General features: G+C 54.7%; 18 protein-coding genes. 5 read left to right on the forward strand and 13 right to left on the reverse strand.

The genetic code is table 11. The annotated features are described in order from the left end of the window. The 4 genes from nuoC to HMPREF1144_RS27330 form a co-directional block, all read right to left on the reverse strand. Window positions 1-1,809, reverse strand: coding sequence for an NADH-quinone oxidoreductase subunit C/D (gene nuoC, locus HMPREF1144_RS27315; protein ID WP_004104077.1), 1,809 nt, complete (start codon window positions 1,807-1,809; stop codon window positions 1-3). Window positions 1,810-1,895: 86 nt separating this feature from the next. Further along, window positions 1,896-2,570: an NADH-quinone oxidoreductase subunit NuoB gene (gene nuoB, locus HMPREF1144_RS27320; RefSeq protein WP_002913178.1), complete on the reverse strand. Its 675-nt coding sequence runs from the start codon at window positions 2,568-2,570 to the stop codon at window positions 1,896-1,898. Between the two features lie 15 nt (window positions 2,571-2,585). Continuing rightward, window positions 2,586-3,032, reverse strand: a complete 447-nt coding sequence (nuoA, locus tag HMPREF1144_RS27325) for an NADH-quinone oxidoreductase subunit NuoA (RefSeq protein ID WP_004123140.1) — start codon at window positions 3,030-3,032, stop codon at window positions 2,586-2,588. A gap of 652 nt (window positions 3,033-3,684) precedes the next feature. Next, the gene (locus HMPREF1144_RS27330) at window positions 3,685-4,611 is read right to left on the reverse strand and encodes a LysR family transcriptional regulator (protein WP_004852846.1); all 927 of its coding nucleotides are present in this window, start codon (window positions 4,609-4,611) and stop codon (window positions 3,685-3,687) included. Between the two features lie 885 nt (window positions 4,612-5,496). Between HMPREF1144_RS27330 and alaA the strand changes: the two genes are divergently transcribed. Next, on the forward strand, window positions 5,497-6,714 hold the full coding sequence (gene alaA / locus HMPREF1144_RS27335) for an alanine transaminase AlaA (RefSeq protein ID WP_004852849.1): 1,218 nt from the start codon (window positions 5,497-5,499) through the stop codon (window positions 6,712-6,714). An 87-nt stretch (window positions 6,715-6,801) separates the two neighbouring features. Continuing rightward, window positions 6,802-7,401: a 5'-deoxynucleotidase gene (yfbR, locus tag HMPREF1144_RS27340; RefSeq protein WP_004852850.1), complete on the forward strand. Its 600-nt coding sequence runs from the start codon at window positions 6,802-6,804 to the stop codon at window positions 7,399-7,401. Window positions 7,402-7,454: 53 nt separating this feature from the next. On the opposite strand, the gene HMPREF1144_RS27345 is transcribed toward yfbR, so the two are convergent. From HMPREF1144_RS27345 to yfbV, 4 genes are all read right to left on the reverse strand, one after another. Then, window positions 7,455-9,287 (reverse strand): SLC13 family permease, encoded by a 1,833-nt coding sequence (locus HMPREF1144_RS27345; RefSeq protein WP_009654671.1) that lies wholly within the window; start codon window positions 9,285-9,287, stop codon window positions 7,455-7,457. Window positions 9,288-9,363: 76 nt separating this feature from the next. Then, on the reverse strand, window positions 9,364-10,023 hold the full coding sequence (locus tag HMPREF1144_RS27350; RefSeq protein ID WP_009654668.1) for a sugar phosphatase: 660 nt from the start codon (window positions 10,021-10,023) through the stop codon (window positions 9,364-9,366). An 11-nt stretch (window positions 10,024-10,034) separates the two neighbouring features. Further along, window positions 10,035-10,529 carry a YfbU family protein gene (locus HMPREF1144_RS27355; protein ID WP_004852855.1) on the reverse strand — a complete coding sequence of 165 codons (495 nt, stop codon included), beginning with the start codon at window positions 10,527-10,529 and terminating at the stop codon, window positions 10,035-10,037. Between the two features lie 86 nt (window positions 10,530-10,615). After that, on the reverse strand, window positions 10,616-11,071 hold the full coding sequence (gene yfbV / locus HMPREF1144_RS27360) for a terminus macrodomain insulation protein YfbV (protein WP_004104090.1): 456 nt from the start codon (window positions 11,069-11,071) through the stop codon (window positions 10,616-10,618). A gap of 336 nt (window positions 11,072-11,407) precedes the next feature. Between yfbV and ackA the strand changes: the two genes are divergently transcribed. Both ackA and pta read left to right on the forward strand, forming a co-directional pair. Next, window positions 11,408-12,610: an acetate kinase gene (gene ackA / locus HMPREF1144_RS27365; RefSeq protein ID WP_004123156.1), complete on the forward strand. Its 1,203-nt coding sequence runs from the start codon at window positions 11,408-11,410 to the stop codon at window positions 12,608-12,610. Window positions 12,611-12,810: 200 nt separating this feature from the next. Further along, complete coding sequence (gene pta / locus HMPREF1144_RS27370; protein WP_004852859.1) at window positions 12,811-14,955, forward strand: phosphate acetyltransferase; 2,145 nt, start codon at window positions 12,811-12,813, stop codon at window positions 14,953-14,955. A 47-nt stretch (window positions 14,956-15,002) separates the two neighbouring features. Here the strand turns inward: pta and HMPREF1144_RS27375 are convergent, their stop codons facing one another. The 5 genes from HMPREF1144_RS27375 to HMPREF1144_RS27395 form a co-directional block, all read right to left on the reverse strand. Next, window positions 15,003-15,956 carry a transketolase family protein gene (locus tag HMPREF1144_RS27375; RefSeq protein WP_004852860.1) on the reverse strand — a complete coding sequence of 318 codons (954 nt, stop codon included), beginning with the start codon at window positions 15,954-15,956 and terminating at the stop codon, window positions 15,003-15,005. Continuing rightward, window positions 15,949-16,779, reverse strand: a complete 831-nt coding sequence (locus HMPREF1144_RS27380) for a transketolase (protein ID WP_009654660.1) — start codon at window positions 16,777-16,779, stop codon at window positions 15,949-15,951. The genes HMPREF1144_RS27375 and HMPREF1144_RS27380 overlap by 8 nt, the downstream gene beginning before the upstream one ends. Then, the gene (locus HMPREF1144_RS27385; protein ID WP_004852862.1) at window positions 16,776-18,167 is read right to left on the reverse strand and encodes a PTS ascorbate transporter subunit IIC; all 1,392 of its coding nucleotides are present in this window, start codon (window positions 18,165-18,167) and stop codon (window positions 16,776-16,778) included. The genes HMPREF1144_RS27380 and HMPREF1144_RS27385 overlap by 4 nt, the downstream gene beginning before the upstream one ends. A 20-nt stretch (window positions 18,168-18,187) precedes the next feature. Next, complete coding sequence (locus HMPREF1144_RS27390; RefSeq protein WP_004870916.1) at window positions 18,188-18,460, reverse strand: PTS sugar transporter subunit IIB; 273 nt, start codon at window positions 18,458-18,460, stop codon at window positions 18,188-18,190. Between the two features lie 79 nt (window positions 18,461-18,539). After that, window positions 18,540-18,983, reverse strand: a complete 444-nt coding sequence (locus tag HMPREF1144_RS27395; RefSeq protein WP_004852865.1) for a PTS sugar transporter subunit IIA — start codon at window positions 18,981-18,983, stop codon at window positions 18,540-18,542. 235 nt (window positions 18,984-19,218) lie between these two features. On the opposite strand from HMPREF1144_RS27395, the gene HMPREF1144_RS27400 reads away from it, so the two are divergent. Beyond that, a complete protein-coding gene (locus tag HMPREF1144_RS27400) occupies window positions 19,219-20,238 on the forward strand; it encodes a LacI family DNA-binding transcriptional regulator (protein ID WP_004852866.1) in 1,020 nt (339 codons plus the stop codon). The last annotated feature ends 1 nt before the right edge of the window (window position 20,239 follow it).

Raw genomic sequence — 20,239 nt, forward strand, 5'->3', positions numbered from 1 at the left:
TTAGCGGTCCACGTCTGACATAACAAAATCGATACTACCCAGATAGACAATCAGGTCGGAGACCAGACTGCCGCGAATAGCGGCCGGGATCTGCTGCAGGTGCGCGAAGCTTGGCGTGCGCACGCGGGTACGGTAGCTCATGGTGCTGCCGTCGCTAGTCAGGTAGTAACTGTTAATACCCTTGGTCGCTTCAATCATCTGGAAGGATTCTTGCGCCGGCATGACCGGGCCCCAGGAAACCTGCAGGAAGTGCGTAATCAGGGTTTCGATATGCTGCAGCGTGCGCTCTTTTGGCGGCGGCGTCGTCAGCGGATGATCCGCCTTGAACGGGCCTTCCGGCATGTTATCGAGGCACTGCTGAAGAATGCGCAGGCTCTGGCGCAGCTCTTCCACTTTCAGCATCACGCGGGTGTAGCAGTCGGAGACGCCACCGCCGGTCGGGATCTCAAAGTCGAAGTTTTCATAGCCAGAATAGGGACGCCATTTACGTACGTCGAAGCCGATGCCGGTCGCGCGCAGGCCCGCGCCGGTGGTGCCCCACTCCAGCGCCTCTTTCGCGTTGTAGGCGGCAACCCCTTTCGAACGACCGATGAGGATGGTGTTGCGCAGCGCGGCTTTCTCATAGGAATCCAGACGCTTCGGCATCCACTCGAGGAATTCGCGCAGCAGGCGATCCCAGCCGCGGGGCAGGTCGTGCGCGACGCCGCCGATACGGAACCAGGCCGGGTGCATACGGAAACCGGTAATCGCTTCCACCAGATCGTAGATCTTTTGACGGTCGGTAAAGGCAAAGAACACCGGCGTCATCGCCCCGACGTCCTGAATAAAGGTGGAGATGTACAGCAGATGGCTGTTGATACGGAACAGCTCGGAGAGCATCACGCGGATCACATTGACGCGATCCGGCACGGTTATCCCCGCCAGTTTCTCAACCGCCAGCACATAAGGCATTTCGTTAACGCAGCCGCCGAGATATTCAATACGGTCGGTATACGGAATGTAGCTGTGCCAGGACTGGCGCTCGCCCATTTTCTCGGCGCCGCGGTGGTGGTAGCCGATATCTGGCACGCAGTCGATGATCTCTTCGCCATCAAGCTGCAGAATAATACGGAACGCACCGTGAGCGGAGGGGTGGTTCGGGCCGAGGTTAAGGAACATGAAGTCCTCGTTTTCGGTCCCACGCTTCATGCCCCACTCTTCCGGTTTGAAGGTCAGCGCTTCCATTTCCAGATCCTGTTTGGCTTTGGTCAGCTCAAACGGGTCAAATTCGGTGGCGCGCGCCGGGTAGTCTTTACGCAGCGGATGGCCTTCCCAGGTCGGCGGCATCATGATGCGGCGCAGATTCGGGTGACCATCGAAGGTCACGCCAAACATCTCCCAGGTTTCACGCTCATACCAGTTGGCGTTAGGGAACAGTTTGGTGAAGGTCGGCAGATGCAGATCGTTTTCAGACAAGGCAACCTTGAGCATGATGTCGCGGTTGCGGTCTATTGAAATCAGATGATAGAAAACGGAAAAATCCGCGGCGGGTAAACCGTCGCGGTGCGTGCGCAGACGTTCGTCCATGCCGTGCAGGTCAAACAGCATCACGTAAGGCTTCGGCAATTTCTTCAGGAAATCACCCACCTCAAGCAGCTGTTCACGCTTCACCCAAACCACCGGAACGCCGGTGCGGGTTGGCTGAACGGTAAAGGCATCCGGCCCAAAACGGTTGCGCAGTTCGCCGATCACCGGGTCATCAAGGTGATCGCGGGTTTGCCAGGCTGGTGCGGCGTCATGCGCGGTTAAATCGGTCATATTGTTCACCATTGCAAAAGGTCCGTGGTGACTGCCGGCGAGGCTTCGCGCTGTAGTAGATTGATTTGCGAAGTTTTTATCCCGCCCGCAGGCGCAAGTTAAATCTCGTCCGGAGTCCGCAGATTGGTCACTGCAATACGTTCGCCGCGTTTACGCTCGCGTTCCGACTGCATATTGGCGCGGTACACGCCCTGATCGCCAACCACCCACGAGAGCGGACGGCGTTCTTTACCAATGGATTCCTGCAGCAGCATCAGCGCCTGCATGTAAGCTTCCGGACGCGGCGGGCAGCCCGGGATGTAAACATCGACCGGAATAAACTTATCCACGCCCTGGACGACAGAGTAAATATCGTACATTCCGCCGGAGTTGGCGCATGCGCCCATCGAGATAACCCACTTCGGCTCCAGCATCTGGTCATAAAGACGCTGAATGACCGGCGCCATTTTGGTAAAGCAGGTGCCGGCGACCACCATCAGGTCAGCCTGACGCGGGGAGGCGCGTAATACTTCTGCACCAAAGCGCGCAACGTCATGCACCGCGGTGAATGACGTCACCATTTCCACGTAGCAGCAAGAAAGGCCGAAGTTGTAAGGCCAGATTGAGTTCTTACGGCCCCAGTTCACCATGTCATGCAAGGCGTGTTCGAGTTTCCCCATATACACGCTTTTATTGACTTCTTGCTCCAGGGGGTCGGTTACGATCTCCTGTTTTTGCAGGGGGTAACGGTCGTTCTCACCGTTAGGATCGATGCGGGTGAGCGTATAATCCATCTTATTGCCTCGCTTTTACTGCGTATGACGGTTAGTGGGACTGTCTGTTTCCGGGTTAACCAGCGTGCGACGGGAGCGCGCAGGCGTCCAGTCCAGTGCGCCGATACGAACGAGGTAAACCAGACCAGCCAGTAGCACTAAAATGAAAATTGCGGCTTCCACAAAGCCGACCCAGCCGCTTTCACGGATAGAAGTCGACCATGCGTAGAGATACAGGGCTTCCACGTCGAAGATAACGAAGAACATGGCAACCAGATAAAACTTCGCAGAAAGACGTAAGCGAGCCGAACCGACGGAGTCGATCCCGGATTCAAACGGCGTGTTCTTGCTTCGCGCGCGCGCGCGTCCGCCAAGGTACCAGCCGCCGACGAGCATCAGGCAGCACAGGCCGATAGCGATGATGAGAAATATAGCGAATGCCCAATGATGAGCGATGACTTCAGTGGATGTTGACATACGCATTGCTTAACCAAAAAAGTGTAGCGCTAAAACCCTCTGCTCTTACTGGCAGATGAACGCCACAGCGTTTCACGGGGAGGAATAAAAAAAATAGCCGTGCAAAAAAGCGTCCCTGGGTGATGTGGAAGGCCAGTTGCGGTGGCTTTTTACTCCTTTCATTAACCTTTTGTCAACTTTAACAAAAGTTTTCACAACATTAATTTACATTGGATTTTTTTCATTAACATTAAATGCCCTTTCATGCGGAATAACCTTGCATACTGTTCGGCTTTAGTGTTGTTGAATCGTGTCCGTTTCCGCCGTAAATCAAAATGGCCCGCCTATTTTGACAGGATTCAGACACGATTCCTCCCCCTAAGGAGGGGTATTTTCTTGATCTGCGACACGCTTTTGTTAATTCAACCAAGAAAACAGCAACAAACCAGATGGTTTTTTAACATTAGCAGGAAGTATTGAAAGTGCAGAGAAAAGTCGAGAAATGAGAGGAGGAGCGGATCTAACTTACTGATTTAGCTCAAAAGAAATCAACAAAAGTTTCTATTAATCAATAAAATTTGAAAAAAACGAACCGCAGCGGCAATTTCACACGTCTGGGGTTCGTTTTTACACTTACATTTTGTTACCAGTTTTTGTGATGTTTGTTAGCTTTTCCCGCTCAGGAAATTAGGGAATTATCTCCCCCTTCGGGAGTATAAACGCGCTGCGTGGACCACGGTTGGTACTCTGCGCTCAGCGACTGAAAAATGGCCTGCGTCAGCTCGCCTGCCTTCTGCGGATTGCAGTTCAGCATGTAGCGGGTATCCGGCAGTACGGGTAAACCGTCACTCCGGCCCGGTACGCGAAATTCGGGGCTCATCATCTCTACCGGCTGCGCGGTCACGCCAAGCCCGGCTTTCACCGCCGCCTTCACCCCCGCCATTGAGCTTGCCGCATGGGAAAGATGCCACGCAACGCCGGCGGCGTTGAGTACCTCAACGATCTCTTCCCGAAACGGATCCGGGGCATCCAGCAAAACAAGCGGGACAGACTCGCCCTGAGGGAGGACATAATCCGCTGCGCAGTACCACAGCGTTGGCGACGTGCGCAGCGTCAGCATGTCAGAATCCTTGGTTTGTCGGGTCGTCAGCGCAAGATCGATTGCCCCGCTCTTCAGCATATCGACGATATCAAGGTGTTTGAGGACTTTGATTTCTAGCGTCAGCCTGGGATAAAAACTACCAATCCGGTTTAACAGGCACGGTAAAATGGTATCCGCCGTCTCATCAGAGGCTCCCACGGTCAGCGTTCCCTGCAGGCTGCCAAACATGAGCGACATACAGGCTTCATCATTAAAGCGCAGAATTTTCCGCGCATAGCCCAGCAGCTGAATGCCCTGCTCGGTCAGAAGCTTGTTGCGCCCGTGGCGAGCAAAAAGTTCTTTGCCAACCAGCTGCTCCAGCCGCTGCATCTGCTGGCTAACCGCTGACTGGGTCCGGCGCACCGCGACGGCGGCAGCGGCAAAGGTACTGAGATCGGCGACGGCAACAAAGGTTCTCAAGAGATCGAGGTCTAAATTTAGTATCGAACGATTTTCATTTATCATATTTGCTTCACATTCAGGCGGCTAATGCTTACCTGCCTTGTTGATGCTGTGCTCCAGGCTTCCGGCTAATCCTTAAGCTTCGCGTTACCCGCCAGAGACGAACGGATGAACAACTGGACGAACGTTATTGCATTAGAAAGCACTCATCCGCAGCAAATGCGCGGAATTTCAGAGTAATATTTTGCTCGTACGCCTAAGCACTTTTAATTACGACGCATTTTTTTGTGATGTGACGCAAAAAATAGCCGTCAATGACCATTGTCTGCATCCTCACCGGCGACAAACCTTGCCATTGGGCTCAGGCAGAACAAAAACCTGCAATAACAATGTATTAATAAAGAAATAAGCTACCTGGCATAGCCGTATGTCGGTATTAACGGCGATATTCTAACCGAAAACCACAATATTTATAAGCGTTAATCAGTATTATCTCAGGCCACTTTAAATGCTGGTCAGCGCTTTAATTAAATTAACAAATCTAAGAATATTCCTTGCATAAAATAAAACTCACTTAGCTATTAAATACTTTCATTAAAAATATCTAGCAAAGTTGTTACAACCTTCAGCATATTGTGAATTAAACGTTCACCAGACAATGATTCGTTTAACGCGCAAAAAACAAGCGCAGGTCCTCTTTAAATCAACAAACCAGATAAACGTTCACCAAAACACAACCAGGCACAATATAAGACCATCAATAAAATTATTAAAGGTGTAATGTATAAACAAAAGCGCTTTCCACCAGAGAAATTGATTAAACCAAAAAGCGATGAATAGCAAAATCTTCTCCTGTTAACCCTTCAAAACAGCGGGGAGGCGGAGTACATTATTCCGTGCTGACTTCCACGGCAGGGAGTGGCGATAACAGCTAAAAGGTCAAGGTTCATGTCCCCCATCGAAAAATCCAGCAAGTTAGATAACGTCTGTTACGACATCCGCGGCCCGGTTCTGAAAGAGGCGAAACGCCTTGAAGAAGAAGGCAATAAAGTCCTGAAGCTGAACATCGGCAACCCAGCGCCGTTTGGCTTTGACGCGCCTGACGAAATCCTCGTTGACGTTATCCGCAACCTCCCTACCTCGCAGGGCTACAGCGATTCAAAGGGCCTCTATTCCGCCCGTAAGGCCATCATGCAGCACTACCAGGCCCGCGGTATGCGTGATGTGACGGTCGAAGATATCTATATTGGTAACGGCGTTTCGGAGCTTATCGTGCAGGCCATGCAGGCGCTGCTAAACAGCGGCGATGAAATGCTGGTCCCGGCGCCGGATTATCCGCTGTGGACAGCCGCGGTCGCGCTTTCCAGCGGTAAAGCGGTGCATTATCTTTGCGATGAGTCCTCCGACTGGTTTCCGGACCTCGACGATATCCGCGCGAAAATCACCCCGCGTACCCGCGGCATCGTGATTATCAACCCGAATAACCCAACCGGCGCGGTGTACTCAAAAGAGCTGCTGATGGAGATCGTCGAGATCGCCCGCCAGCATAACCTGATTATTTTCGCCGATGAGATCTACGATAAGATCCTCTACGATGAAGCGCAGCACCATTCAATAGCGCCGCTGGCTCCCGATCTGCTCACCGTTACCTTTAACGGCCTGTCAAAAACCTACCGCGTTGCCGGCTTCCGTCAGGGCTGGATGGTGCTGAACGGGCCGAAGAAACACGCAAAAGGCTATATCGAAGGCCTGGAAATGCTGGCCTCTATGCGCCTGTGCGCCAACGTCCCGGCCCAGCATGCGATCCAAACCGCTCTCGGCGGCTATCAGAGCATCAGCGAATTTATTGTTCCCGGCGGACGCTTGTATGAACAGCGTAATCGCGCCTGGGAGCTGATTAACGACATTCCGGGCGTCTCGTGCACTAAGCCGAAAGGCGCGCTGTATATGTTCCCGAAAATCGACGCTAAACGCTTTAATATTCACGATGACCAGAAGATGGTGCTCGATTTTCTGCTGCAGGAGAAAGTCCTGCTGGTTCAGGGTACTGCCTTTAACTGGCCGTGGCCGGACCACGTGCGTATTGTGACCCTTCCGCGCGAAGACGATCTTGAAATGGCAATTACCCGTTTCGGGCGTTTCCTTTCCGGCTATCATCAGCTCTGATTTTATCTGTCCAGCCGCCGGGATTTGCATCCGGCGGCAATCCCTGCGCACAATGGCACCCGACGTCGTAACTGATTAAGGGTTCCTATGAGTCAGAGTCATTTCTTTGCCCACCTCTCCCGCCTGAAACTGATCAACCGCTGGCCACTGATGCGTAATGTGCGCACTGAAAACGTCTCCGAACACAGCTTACAGGTCGCGATGGTGGCCCATGCGCTGGCGGCGATCAAAAATCGTAAATTCGGCGGGCGGGTTAACGCCGAACGCATCGCGCTGCTGGCGATGTATCACGATGCCTCGGAAGTCCTGACCGGCGACCTGCCGACGCCGGTAAAATATTTCAATTCGCAGATCGCGCAAGAGTACAAAGCCATCGAAAAAATCGCCCAGCAGAAGCTGGTCGATATGGTTCCTGATGAACTGCGCGACATTTTTGAACCGCTGATCGATGAACATCACTACAGCGAAGAGGAAAAATCCCTTGTCAAGCAGGCAGATGCGCTTTGCGCCTACCTGAAGTGTCTGGAAGAGCTATCGGCGGGGAACAATGAATTTCTGCTGGCCAAAGGCCGCCTTGAGAAAACGCTGGAATCGCGCCGCAGCGCAGAGATGGACTACTTTATGCAGGTGTTTGTCCCGAGCTTCCATCTTTCCCTCGATGAAATTAGTCAGGATTCGCCTTTATAAACCCCACCGTTCCCCGGCCAGCGTCAGCCTGACCGGGGAAGGACGCCGCTGAATCAGAACGGAAACAGCACCGGGATCAGCAGGACGCACACCACCATCACCAGGAGGGTGAACGGTACGCCGATTTTGACAAAATCGCTGAATGAATATTTCCCCGGCCCCAGCACCAGGGTGTTCACCGGCGACGATACCGGGGTCATAAACGCCGCCGAGGCCGCCATGGCGACCACCATCGCAAAGGGATAAGGCGAAACGCCCATCGACTTTGCCGCGGCCAGCGCAATGGGCGCCATCAGCACCGCGGTGGCGGTATTGGAAATAAACAGGCCGATAGCCGCGCACATCACAAACAGACAGCCAAGCATCAGGTACGGTCCTTTGCTCCCCGCCACGTCCATGAGTCCCTGAACCACCAGATCCACGCCGCCGGTTTTCTGCAGTGCCAGAGCAAAAGGCATCATTCCGACAATCAAGATAATGCTCGGCCAGTGGATAGCTTTATAGGCGCTCTCGGCGTTAATACAGCGGAATTTACCCATCAGCAGGCAGGCAATAATGGCCGCTATAGGGTTCGGAATTTCGTCAGTCAGCATCAGCGCGACCATCAGCACCAGACAGAAAATCGCGTGCGGCGCCTGGCTGTGCGCCGGCGAGGCGTCGTTGACCTCGATGGGCATATTCAGCACCACAAAGTCACGGCCCCGCTTAGCCAGCAGCGCTATCTGCCGCCAGTTGCCCACCACCAGCATGATATCGCCAAGCTGCAAAGCTTCATCGGTCACCGCGCCGTCAAGGGCTTTGCCATCGCGTTTCAGCCCCACGATGTTCAAATCGAAACGGGTACGAAAGGCGATTTCGCGCACCGACTTGCCAATCAGTTCGGAATCCGGGATCAGAGAGACTTCCGCCATCCCCACGTCCAGCGCCTGATCGGAAAAATATTCACCGCGCAGCACCATCGGTTCGAGCATCTGCTCGCCGCAGAACTGGCGTAAATCCACGTCAGACGCCGACATATCGATCAGCAAAACGTCGCGAGCGCGGAACTCCGATACGCCGTTAACGTTAACGATAACCCGCCGGAAGCGCCGCCAGCGCTCAACGCCGATAACGTTCGCCCCGTAGCGTTCGCGTAGCTTCAGGTCGTCCAGGCGCTGGCCAATCATCGGCGAGCCGGGGCGAATGGCCAGGCGGCGCGCGCGCCCCGTGAGATGATAATCTTTGATAAGATCGCGGAAGGTGCTGCGTTTGCGCCCATCTCTAACCTGTTCGCTTTCGTCTCCCTTAAGCATAAAGCGCATCACCAGCATATAGAAAACGCCCAGAACCAACACCACCAGACCTATCGGCGTAACGCTAAAAAAGCTGAATCCTTGCAGCCCTTCGCGTAAAAGTTCGCCGTTGACGACCAGGTTGGGCGGTGTGGCCACCAGGGTCATCATCCCGCTGATAAGTCCGGCAAAACTGAGCGGCATCATCAACCGCGAAGGGGAGGTGTTCATGCGCATCGACACGCTGAGCACCACGGGAATAAAAATGGCCACCACGCCGGTCGAGCTCATAAACGCCCCTAATCCGGCAACGGTTAGCATCAAATAGACCAGCATTTTGGTTTCGCTGTTCCCGGCAACCTTCACCAGCCAGGAGCCCATTTTGGTGGCGACCCCGGTGCGCACCAGCCCATCGCCAATAATAAAAAGCGCGGCAATAAGAATAACGTTAGGATCGCTAAAGCCGGAGAAGGCCTCGCTGAGCGTTAAAGTGTCGCTGAGAACGAAAGCGACAATCACCAGCAATGCGATAGCGTCCATGCGCACTTTTCCGGTGGCAAAGAGCACGACAGCTACGGCAAGAAGAGATAACACCCAAATCAATTCACCGTTCACAACTTATCCTTGTCAGAAGATGGAGTTAGAAGTCTGGCATAAAAAAGCCCCGCCGGCGCGGGGCTAAATCATGAGATTAATCTTTAAGGATAATATTCACGTTGCCGTCAGGCAGGCGTTCAACCTGCAGGCTCTCCAGCGTCGTTAATACTAAATCCGCTTCATCAAGACGCGGCGCATCGGCGGGCACATTGACCGCGATGGTGCGACAGCCGGCATTCAGCCCGGCGAGCAGACCGGCAGGCGCATCCTCCACGACGGCGCAATCCCCCGGCGCCAGCCCCAACAGTTCGGCCCCCAGCAGGTAGGCGTCCGGTGCGGGTTTCCCGTGCTTTACGCGCTCGGCGGTAACAAAAACCTTCGCCTCAGGCAGTCCCGCGGCACGATGACGAGCGTGAGCGACGGGTATCGACCCCGACGTCACGATCGCCCACGGAATCCCCGCGCGATCGAGCGTCCTTAGCAACGCCACCGCGCCCGGCAGCGCCGTTACGCCATCCGTATCCGTTGCTTCTACCGTTTCCAGCAGGGTGAACTCTGCCTGAATCTCCTCTTCGCTGCGGCCGGGGAGAAAATGACGCAACGAGGTTATCGCCTGTTTACCATGAATGAAGTTCAGCACTTCATCATGAGGGATACTGAACCGATCCGCCCATTTGCACCATGAACGCTCCACAACCGGCAGCGAATCGACCAATGTCCCGTCAAGATCAAACAGGAAACCTTTACACTGCACGAGAACCTCCATCAGGCGTTGATAATTTGGTTAATTTCGTTACTGCTTAAATGGTACTGACGCGGGCAGGAGTGCCAGGTGCTCAACATGCGCTGGTATTTTTCCCACATCGGGGTCTGGGCGTTAAAGCCGTGGGTGCCGGCGTCAAAGTGGCTGTAGCGCCCTTCAACGTTAACCATAAAGCGGACATAGCCGAGATAGCGGGCTTCGGTCGCTACATCAAAGCCGAGGAAGGTGACCCGACGCTCGTCAATCCCGCTGGCATCCTTCAGGTTCGTCCAGGAGACATGCAGCGCGTGATACATCTCCATGATATCAATGATGGTACGACACGTTTCCTCGGTAAGCTGGCCAAACTCGCGGTCCAGCTCACGCATCTGCAGCCCGTATCCACGCTCAATGATGGTCTGCAGGCGGCGATAGCGTTCCGCGTTGTCCGGATCGAGCATCGTCATCATTTTGTATTGATTCGACAGAATCAGACGCTGCGCATTGGTCATTTCCATTTTTGACTCCTGTGGCACTTTTACGACGTGAAAAAAGAAGGCGCATCAATTATGCGCCTTCTTTTATATGCGTTTTCCCGATGCAATTACAAATCATCAAGGAAAGTTTTATCCAGTTGTTTGAAGGCGCGCTTAAGCGTGTCAGCTAAAGCCTGATAATCCGGCTTGCCGTCAACCGGCGTCAGCGCTTGTCCCGCCTCCTGCAGTTTACCCCGTACTTCATAAAACCAGTTCAGTATCGATGGCGGCAGCGGCGTTACCGAACGCTTACCCAGCCACCATAAGCCTTGCATCGGCAGACTCAGCGCGAACAGCGCGGTAGCCACGGCCGGGCCCAGCTGGCCGCCGAGGGCGATTTGCCAGCACAGCGTGAAAATCGCCACCGGCGGCATGATGCGAATCGCATAGCGCGTGGCGCGAATAATACGGTTTTCAATAAACACCGGGGCAAGGCGCTTATCCAGAGGCCAGGTCTTTGCATAGTGCTGCCCGTGGCGAAACAAGCCAAAAAAACTCACAGGGCGATTCTCGGGACCGGACATGGCTTACCTCAACTTTACATATAAAACTTAAAAAATTTGTGCAAAACACCAACTGTGCATGACAACGTTCAAAAGATTTTGGCAATGGCGGCCTCAATCAGGTATTCTGTGCGCACCTGAGGGGCGGTTAGACCCTTTTACCAGGTTAGTCAAATTATCGCATATTCTGCCACCGGCTGAAAATTATGCAAAATGACATAAAATCAAATGTACTTCTCTCATCGTGCCCGAAAACAGTACAAGGCATGATGTTAATCATAAATGTCGATGTCATCCTGCGCTACGCTTTGTGACACACTGACGTTTTTTTAGCCACGTATCATAAAAGGTACTTCCATGTCGAGTAAGTTAGTACTGGTTCTGAACTGCGGTAGCTCCTCTCTGAAATTCGCTATCCTTGATGCCGTCAACGGTGACGAATACCTGTCTGGTTTAGCAGAATGTTTCCATCTTCCTGAAGCCCGTATCAAATGGAAAATGGACGGCAGCAAGCAAGAAGCCGAATTAGGCGCTGGCGCTGCTCATAGTGAAGCGCTGAACTTTATCGTTAACACTATTCTGGCACAAAAACCAGAACTGTCTGCTCAGCTGACCGCAATCGGCCACCGCATCGTTCACGGTGGTGAAAAATACACCAGCTCCGTTGTTATCGATGACTCCGTGATTCAGGGAATCAAAGACTCCGCCTCTTTCGCTCCGCTGCACAACCCGGCGCACCTGATCGGTATCGCTGAGGCGCTGAAATCTTTCCCTAATCTGAAAGACAAGAACGTTGCCGTGTTCGACACCGCGTTCCATCAGACCATGCCGGAAGAATCTTACCTCTATGCCCTGCCGTACAGCCTGTACAAAGAACACGGCGTACGTCGCTACGGCGCGCACGGCACCAGCCACTTCTATGTGACTCAGGAAGCCGCGAAAGTTCTGAACAAACCGGTTGAAGAGCTGAACATCATCACCTGCCATCTGGGCAACGGTGGTTCCGTTTCCGCTATTCGCAACGGTAAATGCGTTGACACTTCCATGGGTCTGACTCCGCTGGAAGGTCTGGTTATGGGTACGCGTTCTGGCGATATCGACCCGGCAATCATTTTCCATCTGCACGATGCCCTGGGCATGAGCGTAGACGCCATCAACAAAATGCTGACCAAAGAGTCCGGTCTGCTCGGTTTGACCGAAGTGACCAGCGACTGCCGCTACGTTGAAGACAACTACCAGGAAAAAGCTGACGCTAAACGTGCCATGGACGTTTACTGCCACCGCCTGGCGAAATATATCGGCTCCTACACCGCGCTAATGGACGGTCGTCTGGACGCCGTCGTATTCACCGGTGGTATCGGTGAGAACGCCGCGATGGTTCGCGAACTGTCTCTGGGCAAACTGGGCGTACTGGGCTTTGAAGTTGATCACGAGCGTAACCTGGCAGCCCGTTTCGGCAAGTCTGGCTTCATCAACAAAGAAGGCACTCGCCCGGCTATCGTCATTCCGACCAACGAAGAGCTGGTCATCGCGCAAGACGCCAACCGTCTGACCGCCTGATTCCACACCGCCAGCCATAACCCTAAATAATTCGAGTTGCAGGAAGGCGGCGACGCAGAGAATCCCCAGGAGCGTACGAGTAGTACGTAACTGGGGTGAGCGAGTAAAGCCAACGCACATGCAACTTGAAGTATGACGGGAAGCTGGTGGTGCAGTTTTGTATCCCGCCTGATACTGGCGGTAACGAAAGAGGATATATCGTGTCCCGTACAATCATGCTGATCCCTACCGGAACCAGCGTAGGCCTGACCAGCGTCAGCCTCGGTGTTATCCGTGCTATGGAACGTAAAGGCGTTCGTCTGAGCGTCTTTAAACCTATCGCTCAACCGCGTGCCGGTGGCGATGCGCCAGACCAGACGACCACTATTATTCGCGCGAACTCCGACCTTCCGGCCGCAGAACCGCTGAAGATGAGCCACGTTGAGTCGCTGCTCTCCAGCAACCAGAAAGACGTGCTGATGGAAGAGATCATCGCCAACTACCACGCCAACGCTCAGGATGCGGAAGTGGTGCTGGTTGAAGGTCTGGTCCCGACCCGCAAACATCAGTTTGCCCAGTCTCTGAACTACGAAATCGCGAAAACGCTGAACGCTGAAATCGTTTTTGTGATGTCCCAGGGTACCGATACTCCTGAACAGCTGAAAGAGCGCATTGAGCTGACTCGCAGCAGCTTCGGCGGCGCGAAAAACACCAGTATCACCGGCGTGATCGTCAACAAGCTGAATGCGCCGGTTGACGAACAGGGCCGTACTCGCCCTGACCTGTCGGAAATCTTCGACGACTCTTCCAAAGCAAAAGTCGTGAAGATCGATCCAGCTCAGCTGCAGAGCGGTAGCCCGTTACCGGTTCTGGGCGCGGTGCCGTGGAGCTTCGATCTGATCGCCACCCGCGCGATTGATATGGCGCATCACCTGAACGCCACCATCATCAACGAAGGCGACATCAATACCCGTCGCGTGAAGTCCGTCACCTTCTGTGCGCGTAGCATTCCGCACATGCTGGAACACTTCCGCGCAGGCTCCCTGCTGGTCACTTCCGCGGACCGTCCTGACGTTCTGGTCGCCGCCTGCCTGGCCGCGATGAACGGCGTGGAAATCGGCGCTATCCTGCTGACCGGCGGCTACGAAATGGACGCCCGCATCAGCAAACTGTGCGAACGCGCGTTTGCAACCGGCCTGCCGGTATTCATGGTTAACACCAACACCTGGCAGACCTCTCTGAGCCTGCAGAGCTTCAACCTGGAAGTTCCGGTTGACGATCACGAGCGCATCGAGAAAGTTCAGGAATACGTGGCTAACTATATCAATGCCGACTGGATTGAATCGCTGACCGCGACTTCCGAGCGCAGCCGTCGCCTCTCTCCGCCAGCCTTCCGCTATCAGCTTACCGAGCTGGCGCGTAAAGCTGGCAAGCGCGTCGTGCTGCCGGAAGGCAACGAGCCGCGTACCGTTAAAGCCGCGGCTATCTGCGCCGAGCGCGGTATCGCCACCTGCGTACTGCTGGGTAACCCGGATGAAATCACCCGCGTGGCCGCCTCTCAGGGCGTAGAGCTGGGCGCCGGTATTGAAATCGTTGACCCGGAAGTGGTTCGCGAAAGCTACGTTGCTCGCCTGGTCGAGCTGCGTAAGAGCAAGGGGATGACCGAAGCGGTTGCCCGCGAGCAGCTGGAAGACAACGTGGTTCTCGGCACGCTGATGCTCGAGCAGGACGAAGTCGACGGTCTGGTATCCGGCGCGGTTCACACTACCGCCAACACCATCCGTCCGCCGCTGCAGTTGATCAAAACTGCGCCGGGCAGCTCTCTGGTCTCCTCCGTATTCTTCATGCTGCTGCCGGAACAGGTTTACGTTTACGGCGACTGCGCGATCAACCCGGATCCGACCGCTGAACAGCTGGCTGAAATCGCTATCCAGTCCGCAGACTCCGCAATTGCCTTCGGCATCGAACCGCGTGTGGCCATGCTCTCCTACTCCACCGGCACCTCTGGCGCCGGCAGCGATGTAGAGAAAGTACGCGAAGCGACTCGTCTGGCGCAGGAAAAACGTCCTGACCTGATGATCGACGGCCCGCTGCAGTACGATGCTGCGGTCATGGCTGACGTAGCGAAATCCAAAGCGCCGAACTCTCCGGTTGCCGGCCGCGCTACCGTGTTCATCTTCCCGGACCTGAACACCGGTAACACCACTTACAAAGCCGTACAGCGTTCTGCCGACCTGATCTCCATCGGGCCGATGCTGCAAGGGATGCGTAAGCCGGTGAACGACCTGTCCCGTGGCGCGCTGGTTGACGATATCGTCTATACCATCGCCCTGACCGCGATTCAGTCGTCCCAGCAGCAAGCTTAATCTGCCCGCTGCATGAAAAAAGGCGACCGCATGGTCGCCTTTTTTATTTACAGCAGCTCTCGCGCCGCCGAGACAATATCATGCGCCGTCAGGCCATACTCCTTCTGCAAAAACTCCTGCGTTCCCACCTGGCCGTAGCGCTCTTTCACCCCCACGCGACGCATCGGAACCGGGCAGGTCTCCACCAGCACTTCCGCCACCGCCGATCCCAGTCCGTTATGAATACTGTGGTTTTCACAGGTCACGATACGCCCGGTTTTCTCGGCATAATTTTTCACCAGCATGCGGTCGATGGGCTTCAGGGTAAACATATCAATCACCGCCGCGCTGACCCCTTCCTGCTCAAGCTGACGCGCCGCCTCAAGGGCTTCCGCCACCATGATCCCGTTGGCAATCAGGGTAATATCATCGCCTTCGCGCAGCACATTACCTTTGCCAATCGTAAACGTCGAACCCGGCGCGTACACGCTCGGCGCCTGTTTGCGGATCGTGCGTACCCAGTAAAAACCGTCGAGATCGATAAGCTGACGCAGGAGATCGTCGAACATCACCGCATCGGTCACTTCCAGCACCACCGAATGCGCCAGACCGCGCACGATCCCCATATCTTCAAACGACATATGGGTTCCGCCGTTATGGCAGGCGGTCACCCCGGCGTCAGAGGCGATCACCTTGACGTTATTCCGCTGATAATCGAGCGACATAAACAGCTGGTCGAAGCAGCGGCGGCTGGCGAAAGCGGTAAAGGTATGGACAAACGGCTTGCGTCCGGTCAACGATAGCCCGGCGGCGGTGCCGATCACGTTGGCTTCCATAATGCCGCAGTTGATAACGTGCTGCGGATGCTCCCGCGCGACGCCATCCATCGCCATGGAGCTCATCAGATCCGCTTCCAGCGCGATAATCGGGCTCCTGGCTTCAATTTGCTGCGCGACGAATCCGGCATAGACTTTACGCATCTCTATGGCATCTTTTTGCCCTGCGGGTGCAACCTTAATCATGTTCAGCCTCCAGTTGGCGAATCGTCTCGTTTAGCGTCTCTTTCATCTCCGCCGTCAGGCGTAAGTGGTGGTTATTACTGAGATTCTCGAGATACGGCACGCCCTGGCCTTTCACGCTATCGAGAATAACCACGCGCGGGCGCGCATCGGCGGGAGGTACGGGTTGAACCGCGGCCAGCAGCCCGGGGATGTCATCACCTTTGACGGTGACAACATCAAAACCAAAGGCGCGGAATTTATCCTCCAGGTTGAAAGCGCAAATGATTTCATCCAGCCTGCCGTCAAGCTGTAGCTTGTTCCAGTCAACAAACAGGGTCAGATTATTCAGACGGTGATGGGCAATAAACTGAAAGGCTTCCCAACACTGGCCTTCATTCAGCTCGCCGTCGCCAACGATACAGAACACGCGATTCGCCCGCCCCGCCAGCTTATGCGACAGCGCCATGCCGCCGGCGATGGAAATCCCCTGCCCCAGCGAGCCCGTAGTGGCGTCCACCCCACGCGTTTTCAGCCGGTCCGGATGGCTTGGCAGCCGCGTACCGTTCTGGTTTAGCGTACTCAGCTCCTCCATCGGGAAATACCCCTTAATCGCTAACGTACTGTATAGCGCCGGGCCGGCATGACCTTTTGATAACACAAAGTAGTCGCGCTCTGGCCAGTCCGGGTCCGCGGGATCAATTTTCATCACCGCGCCGTACAGTACCGCCAGCGTCTCCACGACCGACATACTGCCGCCGTAGTGGCCGAAACCGAGGTCCGTCAGCGATTTCAGGGTAGCGACGCGAATGTCCCGCGCCAGGTTAGTCACTTCTTGCACATTCATGATTTCGCTCCGCTGTTCTCCTGCGCGCCGCCGCCCACAGGTTTCTTTTTCACAAAAACGTTGTACGCCACCAGCAGCACAAACAACGCCACAACAAGGCCGGTAATCGCAAACGGCGACAGGTAGCGGGCCAGGTTACCCAGCACGATACCCACAGCGCCGAAATCCGCATCCGAGAAAGTGGTGTTGGCAAAGCCAATCGCCCCCAGTACCGGCAGCAGCAGCACCGGCAGGAAGGTGATCAGCAGGCCGTTGGCAAACGCGCCAATCATCGCCCCGCGCCGCCCGCCTGTGGCGTTGCCAAAGACGCCTGCGGTCGCGCCGGTAAAGAAATGCGGCACCACGCCGGGCAGGATCAGCACCCATTTAAACTGCCCGCAGAGGAACAGCCCAACCAGACCGCCGAGAAAACTAAACAGGAAGCCAATCAGCACCGCGTTGGGCGCGTAGGGGTAAACGACCGGGCAGTCCAGCGCCGGACGGGCGTTGGGCACCAGCTTTTCTGAAAAGCCGGTAAAGGCCGGCACGATTTCCGCGAGGATCAGACGTACCCCTTGCAGGATGATGAACACCCCGGCGGCGAAGGTAATCGCCATAATAATGGCGTAAACCAGGTAGTTCTGGCCTCCGCTAAAAGTGCTTTCCACGTACTCACGCCCCGCGCTCACCGCCATAATCAGATAAATGATCATCATGGTCAGCGAAATGGAGATGGAGCTGTCGCGCAGGAAGCTCAGGTTTTTCGGCAGGTTCATCTCTTCAGTTGAACGCGATCCTTTACCGCAGACGCTACCGATCCAACCCGACAGAACATAGCCCAGGGTGCCGAAATGGCCGAAAGCGATATCATCCGTACCGGTAATACGCTTCATATAGCGCTGGGCCAGCGCCGGGAAGAACGCCATCACCAGCCCGAGGATCAGGGAGCCGGTGAAGACCAGCCCGACGCCTTCGAAACCCGCCACGGTAAGAATCACGCCGATCATACAGGCCATATAGAAAGTGTGGTGACCGGTCAGGAAGATATACTTCAGACGCGTAAACCGGGCGACCACAATATTCGCTACCATCCCGAACGCCATAATCAGCGCGGTTGAAGCACCGTATTTTTCCAGTGCAATAGAAACAATCGCCTCATTATTAGGAATAATGCCCTGAATATTAAAAGCATGTTCAAACATGCCCCCCAGCGGATTCAGCGAACCGACTAATACCGTCGCGCCGCCGCCAAGAACAATAAAACCCAAAATTGTTTTAATGGTTCCCTTGACGACATCGGAGAAAGATTTCTTTTGCGCTACCAGACCAATTAACGCAATTAAACCGACCAGCACCGAGGGTACTTTTAGAATATCAACAACAAAATTCAGCGTTTCAAGGATAAACATATCCACCTCGCTATCAATAATTATTGTCTGGCGAACCACGCGCGCAGCTGCGCTTCGAGTTCGTTAATATCGATGATGTTGGTAATCACCACCAGCTGGCTTTCCGGCACGCTGGCGCTGGCGGCAATGTCTTTTGCCATCACGAATAAATCCGCCGCGCCCGGCGTTGCCGACGACAGATCGGAGTGCTCTACCTCGGCCTCGATATCGAGTTTTTTAAGCACTTTTTTTATATTCATCTCAACCATAAAACTACTGCCCAGGCCAGAGCCGCAAATTGCCATAATTTTCATTGTTATCACCTTTTTTGGGTAGAGTAAGTCCACATCACGCAGGCGCGTAATGGGTTATAAGCCGGATAATAAAATTGAATCAGTAGCGCGCGATGATCGTTTTTATCTCCTCAATATTGGTTGCCTGATGTAATTTATTCATATCTTCATCGCTGGAAAATAATTCCGCCAGGGCAGAAATCATTTCGATATGGCTATGTTTATCCGGCGCCGCAAGCATAATGATAATATCAACCGGGTCGAACTCCTCAGAGCCAAACGATACCCCTTGTTGCAGTTTCAACAGCGACAGCCCCAGGCCCTTCGCGCCCTCCTCAGGCCGCGCATGCGGCATCGCCAATCCCGGGGCCAGCACGTAGTACGGCCCGAGCCGCTGGTGCTGCTCCACGATGGCCGTCACGTAGGCAGGTTGGATAACGTCGGCCTTCAGCAGCGGCCGGGCGCAGATGTCCAGCGCCTGTGGCCAGGTCTCTACGCTTTGCCGCAGCGCAATGGTGGCATCAGAGAGCCAAGTCTTGAGCATTTTGTCCCGCCTCTTTTAGCAAAAGATGGGCAAACTTTATGCAAGCAGCCAATAGTTATCTGCGAGAACGATCACAAAGATAGCGCTACCAACGCTGAACATTCAGATTTGTGATAGCGCTATCAATTCGTAATCATCCCATCAAAACGCAGCAAAAAGGCCCGTTTAAGGCGTATACTCCCTGACACGTGAAGTAATGGATGATAATAAAAACGTCTGTTTAGCAGGAATATGTATGTCTCTAACCCGAAAACGGCGTAGTACCGGTAAAGTCACGATCGCCGATGTTGCTCAGCTGGCTGGTGTGGGAACCATGACCGTGTCCCGCGCCCTTCGCACGCCGGAACAGGTTTCCGATAAGCTACGTGAAAAAATCGAAGCGGCGGTGCAAGAGCTAGGGTACATGCCTAATCTCGCCGCCAGCGCGCTGGCGTCTGCCTCCTCAAGAACCATCGCGATGGTGGTGCCAAATCTTGCAGAGGCGGGCTGTTCGGCGATGTTTGCCGGGCTTCAGCAGGTATTACAGCCGGCAGGGTATCAAATCATGCTGGCAGAATCGCTACACCGTCTGGAGCAGGAAGAAAAGCTGCTGGAAACGCTGCTGGCCTCTAACATCGCCGCCGCCATTCTGCTTAGCGTTGAACACAGCGATACCGTACGCCACTGGCTGAAGAACGCCTCGATTCCGGTGGTGGAGATGGGCGCAATGCGCGCCGATCCGATCGACATGAATATCGGCATTGATAACGTGGCGGCGATGTTCGAGCTGACGGAGATGCTTATCCACCGCGGCTATCAGAATATCGGTCTGCTGTGCGCCAATCAGGAACAGTGGATTTTTCAGCAGCATTTGCAGGGGTGGTATAAAGCCATGCTGCGCCATCACATGTCGCCTAACCGGGTAATTAACGCCGCGCTGCCCGCCAACTTTTCCACCGGCGCTTCGCAGCTGCCGGAGTTTTTGCTGGCATGGCCGGAGCTGGATGCGCTGGTTTGCGTTTCCGATGAGCTGGCATGCGGAGCGCTGTATGAATGTCAGCGTCGGCGCATAAAGGTACCGGATGATTTAGCCGTCGTCGGTTTTGGCGACAGCGACGTGAGCCGGGTCTGCCAGCCGCCGTTAACGACCATGGCGGTACCGCACCATAAGATTGGTATAGAAGCCGGGCGCGCCCTTCTGGAGCGTCTTACGGAGGGAAACTGGAGCGACAGAAAGCCCATCGCGTCCAGTTTATGCATGAGGGACAGCTGTTAGA

The sequence above is a fragment of the Klebsiella sp. OBRC7 genome, from assembly GCF_000293135.1.
In the GTDB taxonomy this organism is placed as follows: Bacteria; Pseudomonadota; Gammaproteobacteria; order Enterobacterales; family Enterobacteriaceae; genus Klebsiella; species Klebsiella michiganensis.

What these genes read in the sequence shown, in the direction of transcription:
- HMPREF1144_RS27355 (WP_004852855.1), bottom strand. Translation starts at nt 10,529, where the DNA reads ATGGAAATGACCAATGCGCAGCGTCTGATTCTGTCGAATCAATACAAA.
- HMPREF1144_RS27330 (WP_004852846.1), bottom strand. Translation starts at nt 4,611, where the DNA reads ATGATAAATGAAAATCGTTCGATACTAAATTTAGACCTCGATCTCTTG.
- HMPREF1144_RS27385 (WP_004852862.1), bottom strand. Translation starts at nt 18,167, where the DNA reads ATGTTTATCCTTGAAACGCTGAATTTTGTTGTTGATATTCTAAAAGTA.
- nuoA (WP_004123140.1), bottom strand. Translation starts at nt 3,032, where the DNA reads ATGCGTATGTCAACATCCACTGAAGTCATCGCTCATCATTGGGCATTC.
- HMPREF1144_RS27400 (WP_004852866.1), top strand. Translation starts at nt 19,219, where the DNA reads ATGTCTCTAACCCGAAAACGGCGTAGTACCGGTAAAGTCACGATCGCC.
- HMPREF1144_RS27375 (WP_004852860.1), bottom strand. Translation starts at nt 15,956, where the DNA reads ATGATTAAGGTTGCACCCGCAGGGCAAAAAGATGCCATAGAGATGCGT.
- nuoB (WP_002913178.1), bottom strand. Translation starts at nt 2,570, where the DNA reads ATGGATTATACGCTCACCCGCATCGATCCTAACGGTGAGAACGACCGT.
- ackA (WP_004123156.1), top strand. Translation starts at nt 11,408, where the DNA reads ATGTCGAGTAAGTTAGTACTGGTTCTGAACTGCGGTAGCTCCTCTCTG.
- nuoC (WP_004104077.1), bottom strand. Translation starts at nt 1,809, where the DNA reads ATGGTGAACAATATGACCGATTTAACCGCGCATGACGCCGCACCAGCC.
- HMPREF1144_RS27380 (WP_009654660.1), bottom strand. Translation starts at nt 16,779, where the DNA reads ATGAATGTGCAAGAAGTGACTAACCTGGCGCGGGACATTCGCGTCGCT.
- yfbV (WP_004104090.1), bottom strand. Translation starts at nt 11,071, where the DNA reads ATGTCCGGTCCCGAGAATCGCCCTGTGAGTTTTTTTGGCTTGTTTCGC.
- yfbR (WP_004852850.1), top strand. Translation starts at nt 6,802, where the DNA reads ATGAGTCAGAGTCATTTCTTTGCCCACCTCTCCCGCCTGAAACTGATC.
- HMPREF1144_RS27390 (WP_004870916.1), bottom strand. Translation starts at nt 18,460, where the DNA reads ATGAAAATTATGGCAATTTGCGGCTCTGGCCTGGGCAGTAGTTTTATG.
- HMPREF1144_RS27395 (WP_004852865.1), bottom strand. Translation starts at nt 18,983, where the DNA reads ATGCTCAAGACTTGGCTCTCTGATGCCACCATTGCGCTGCGGCAAAGC.
- alaA (WP_004852849.1), top strand. Translation starts at nt 5,497, where the DNA reads ATGTCCCCCATCGAAAAATCCAGCAAGTTAGATAACGTCTGTTACGAC.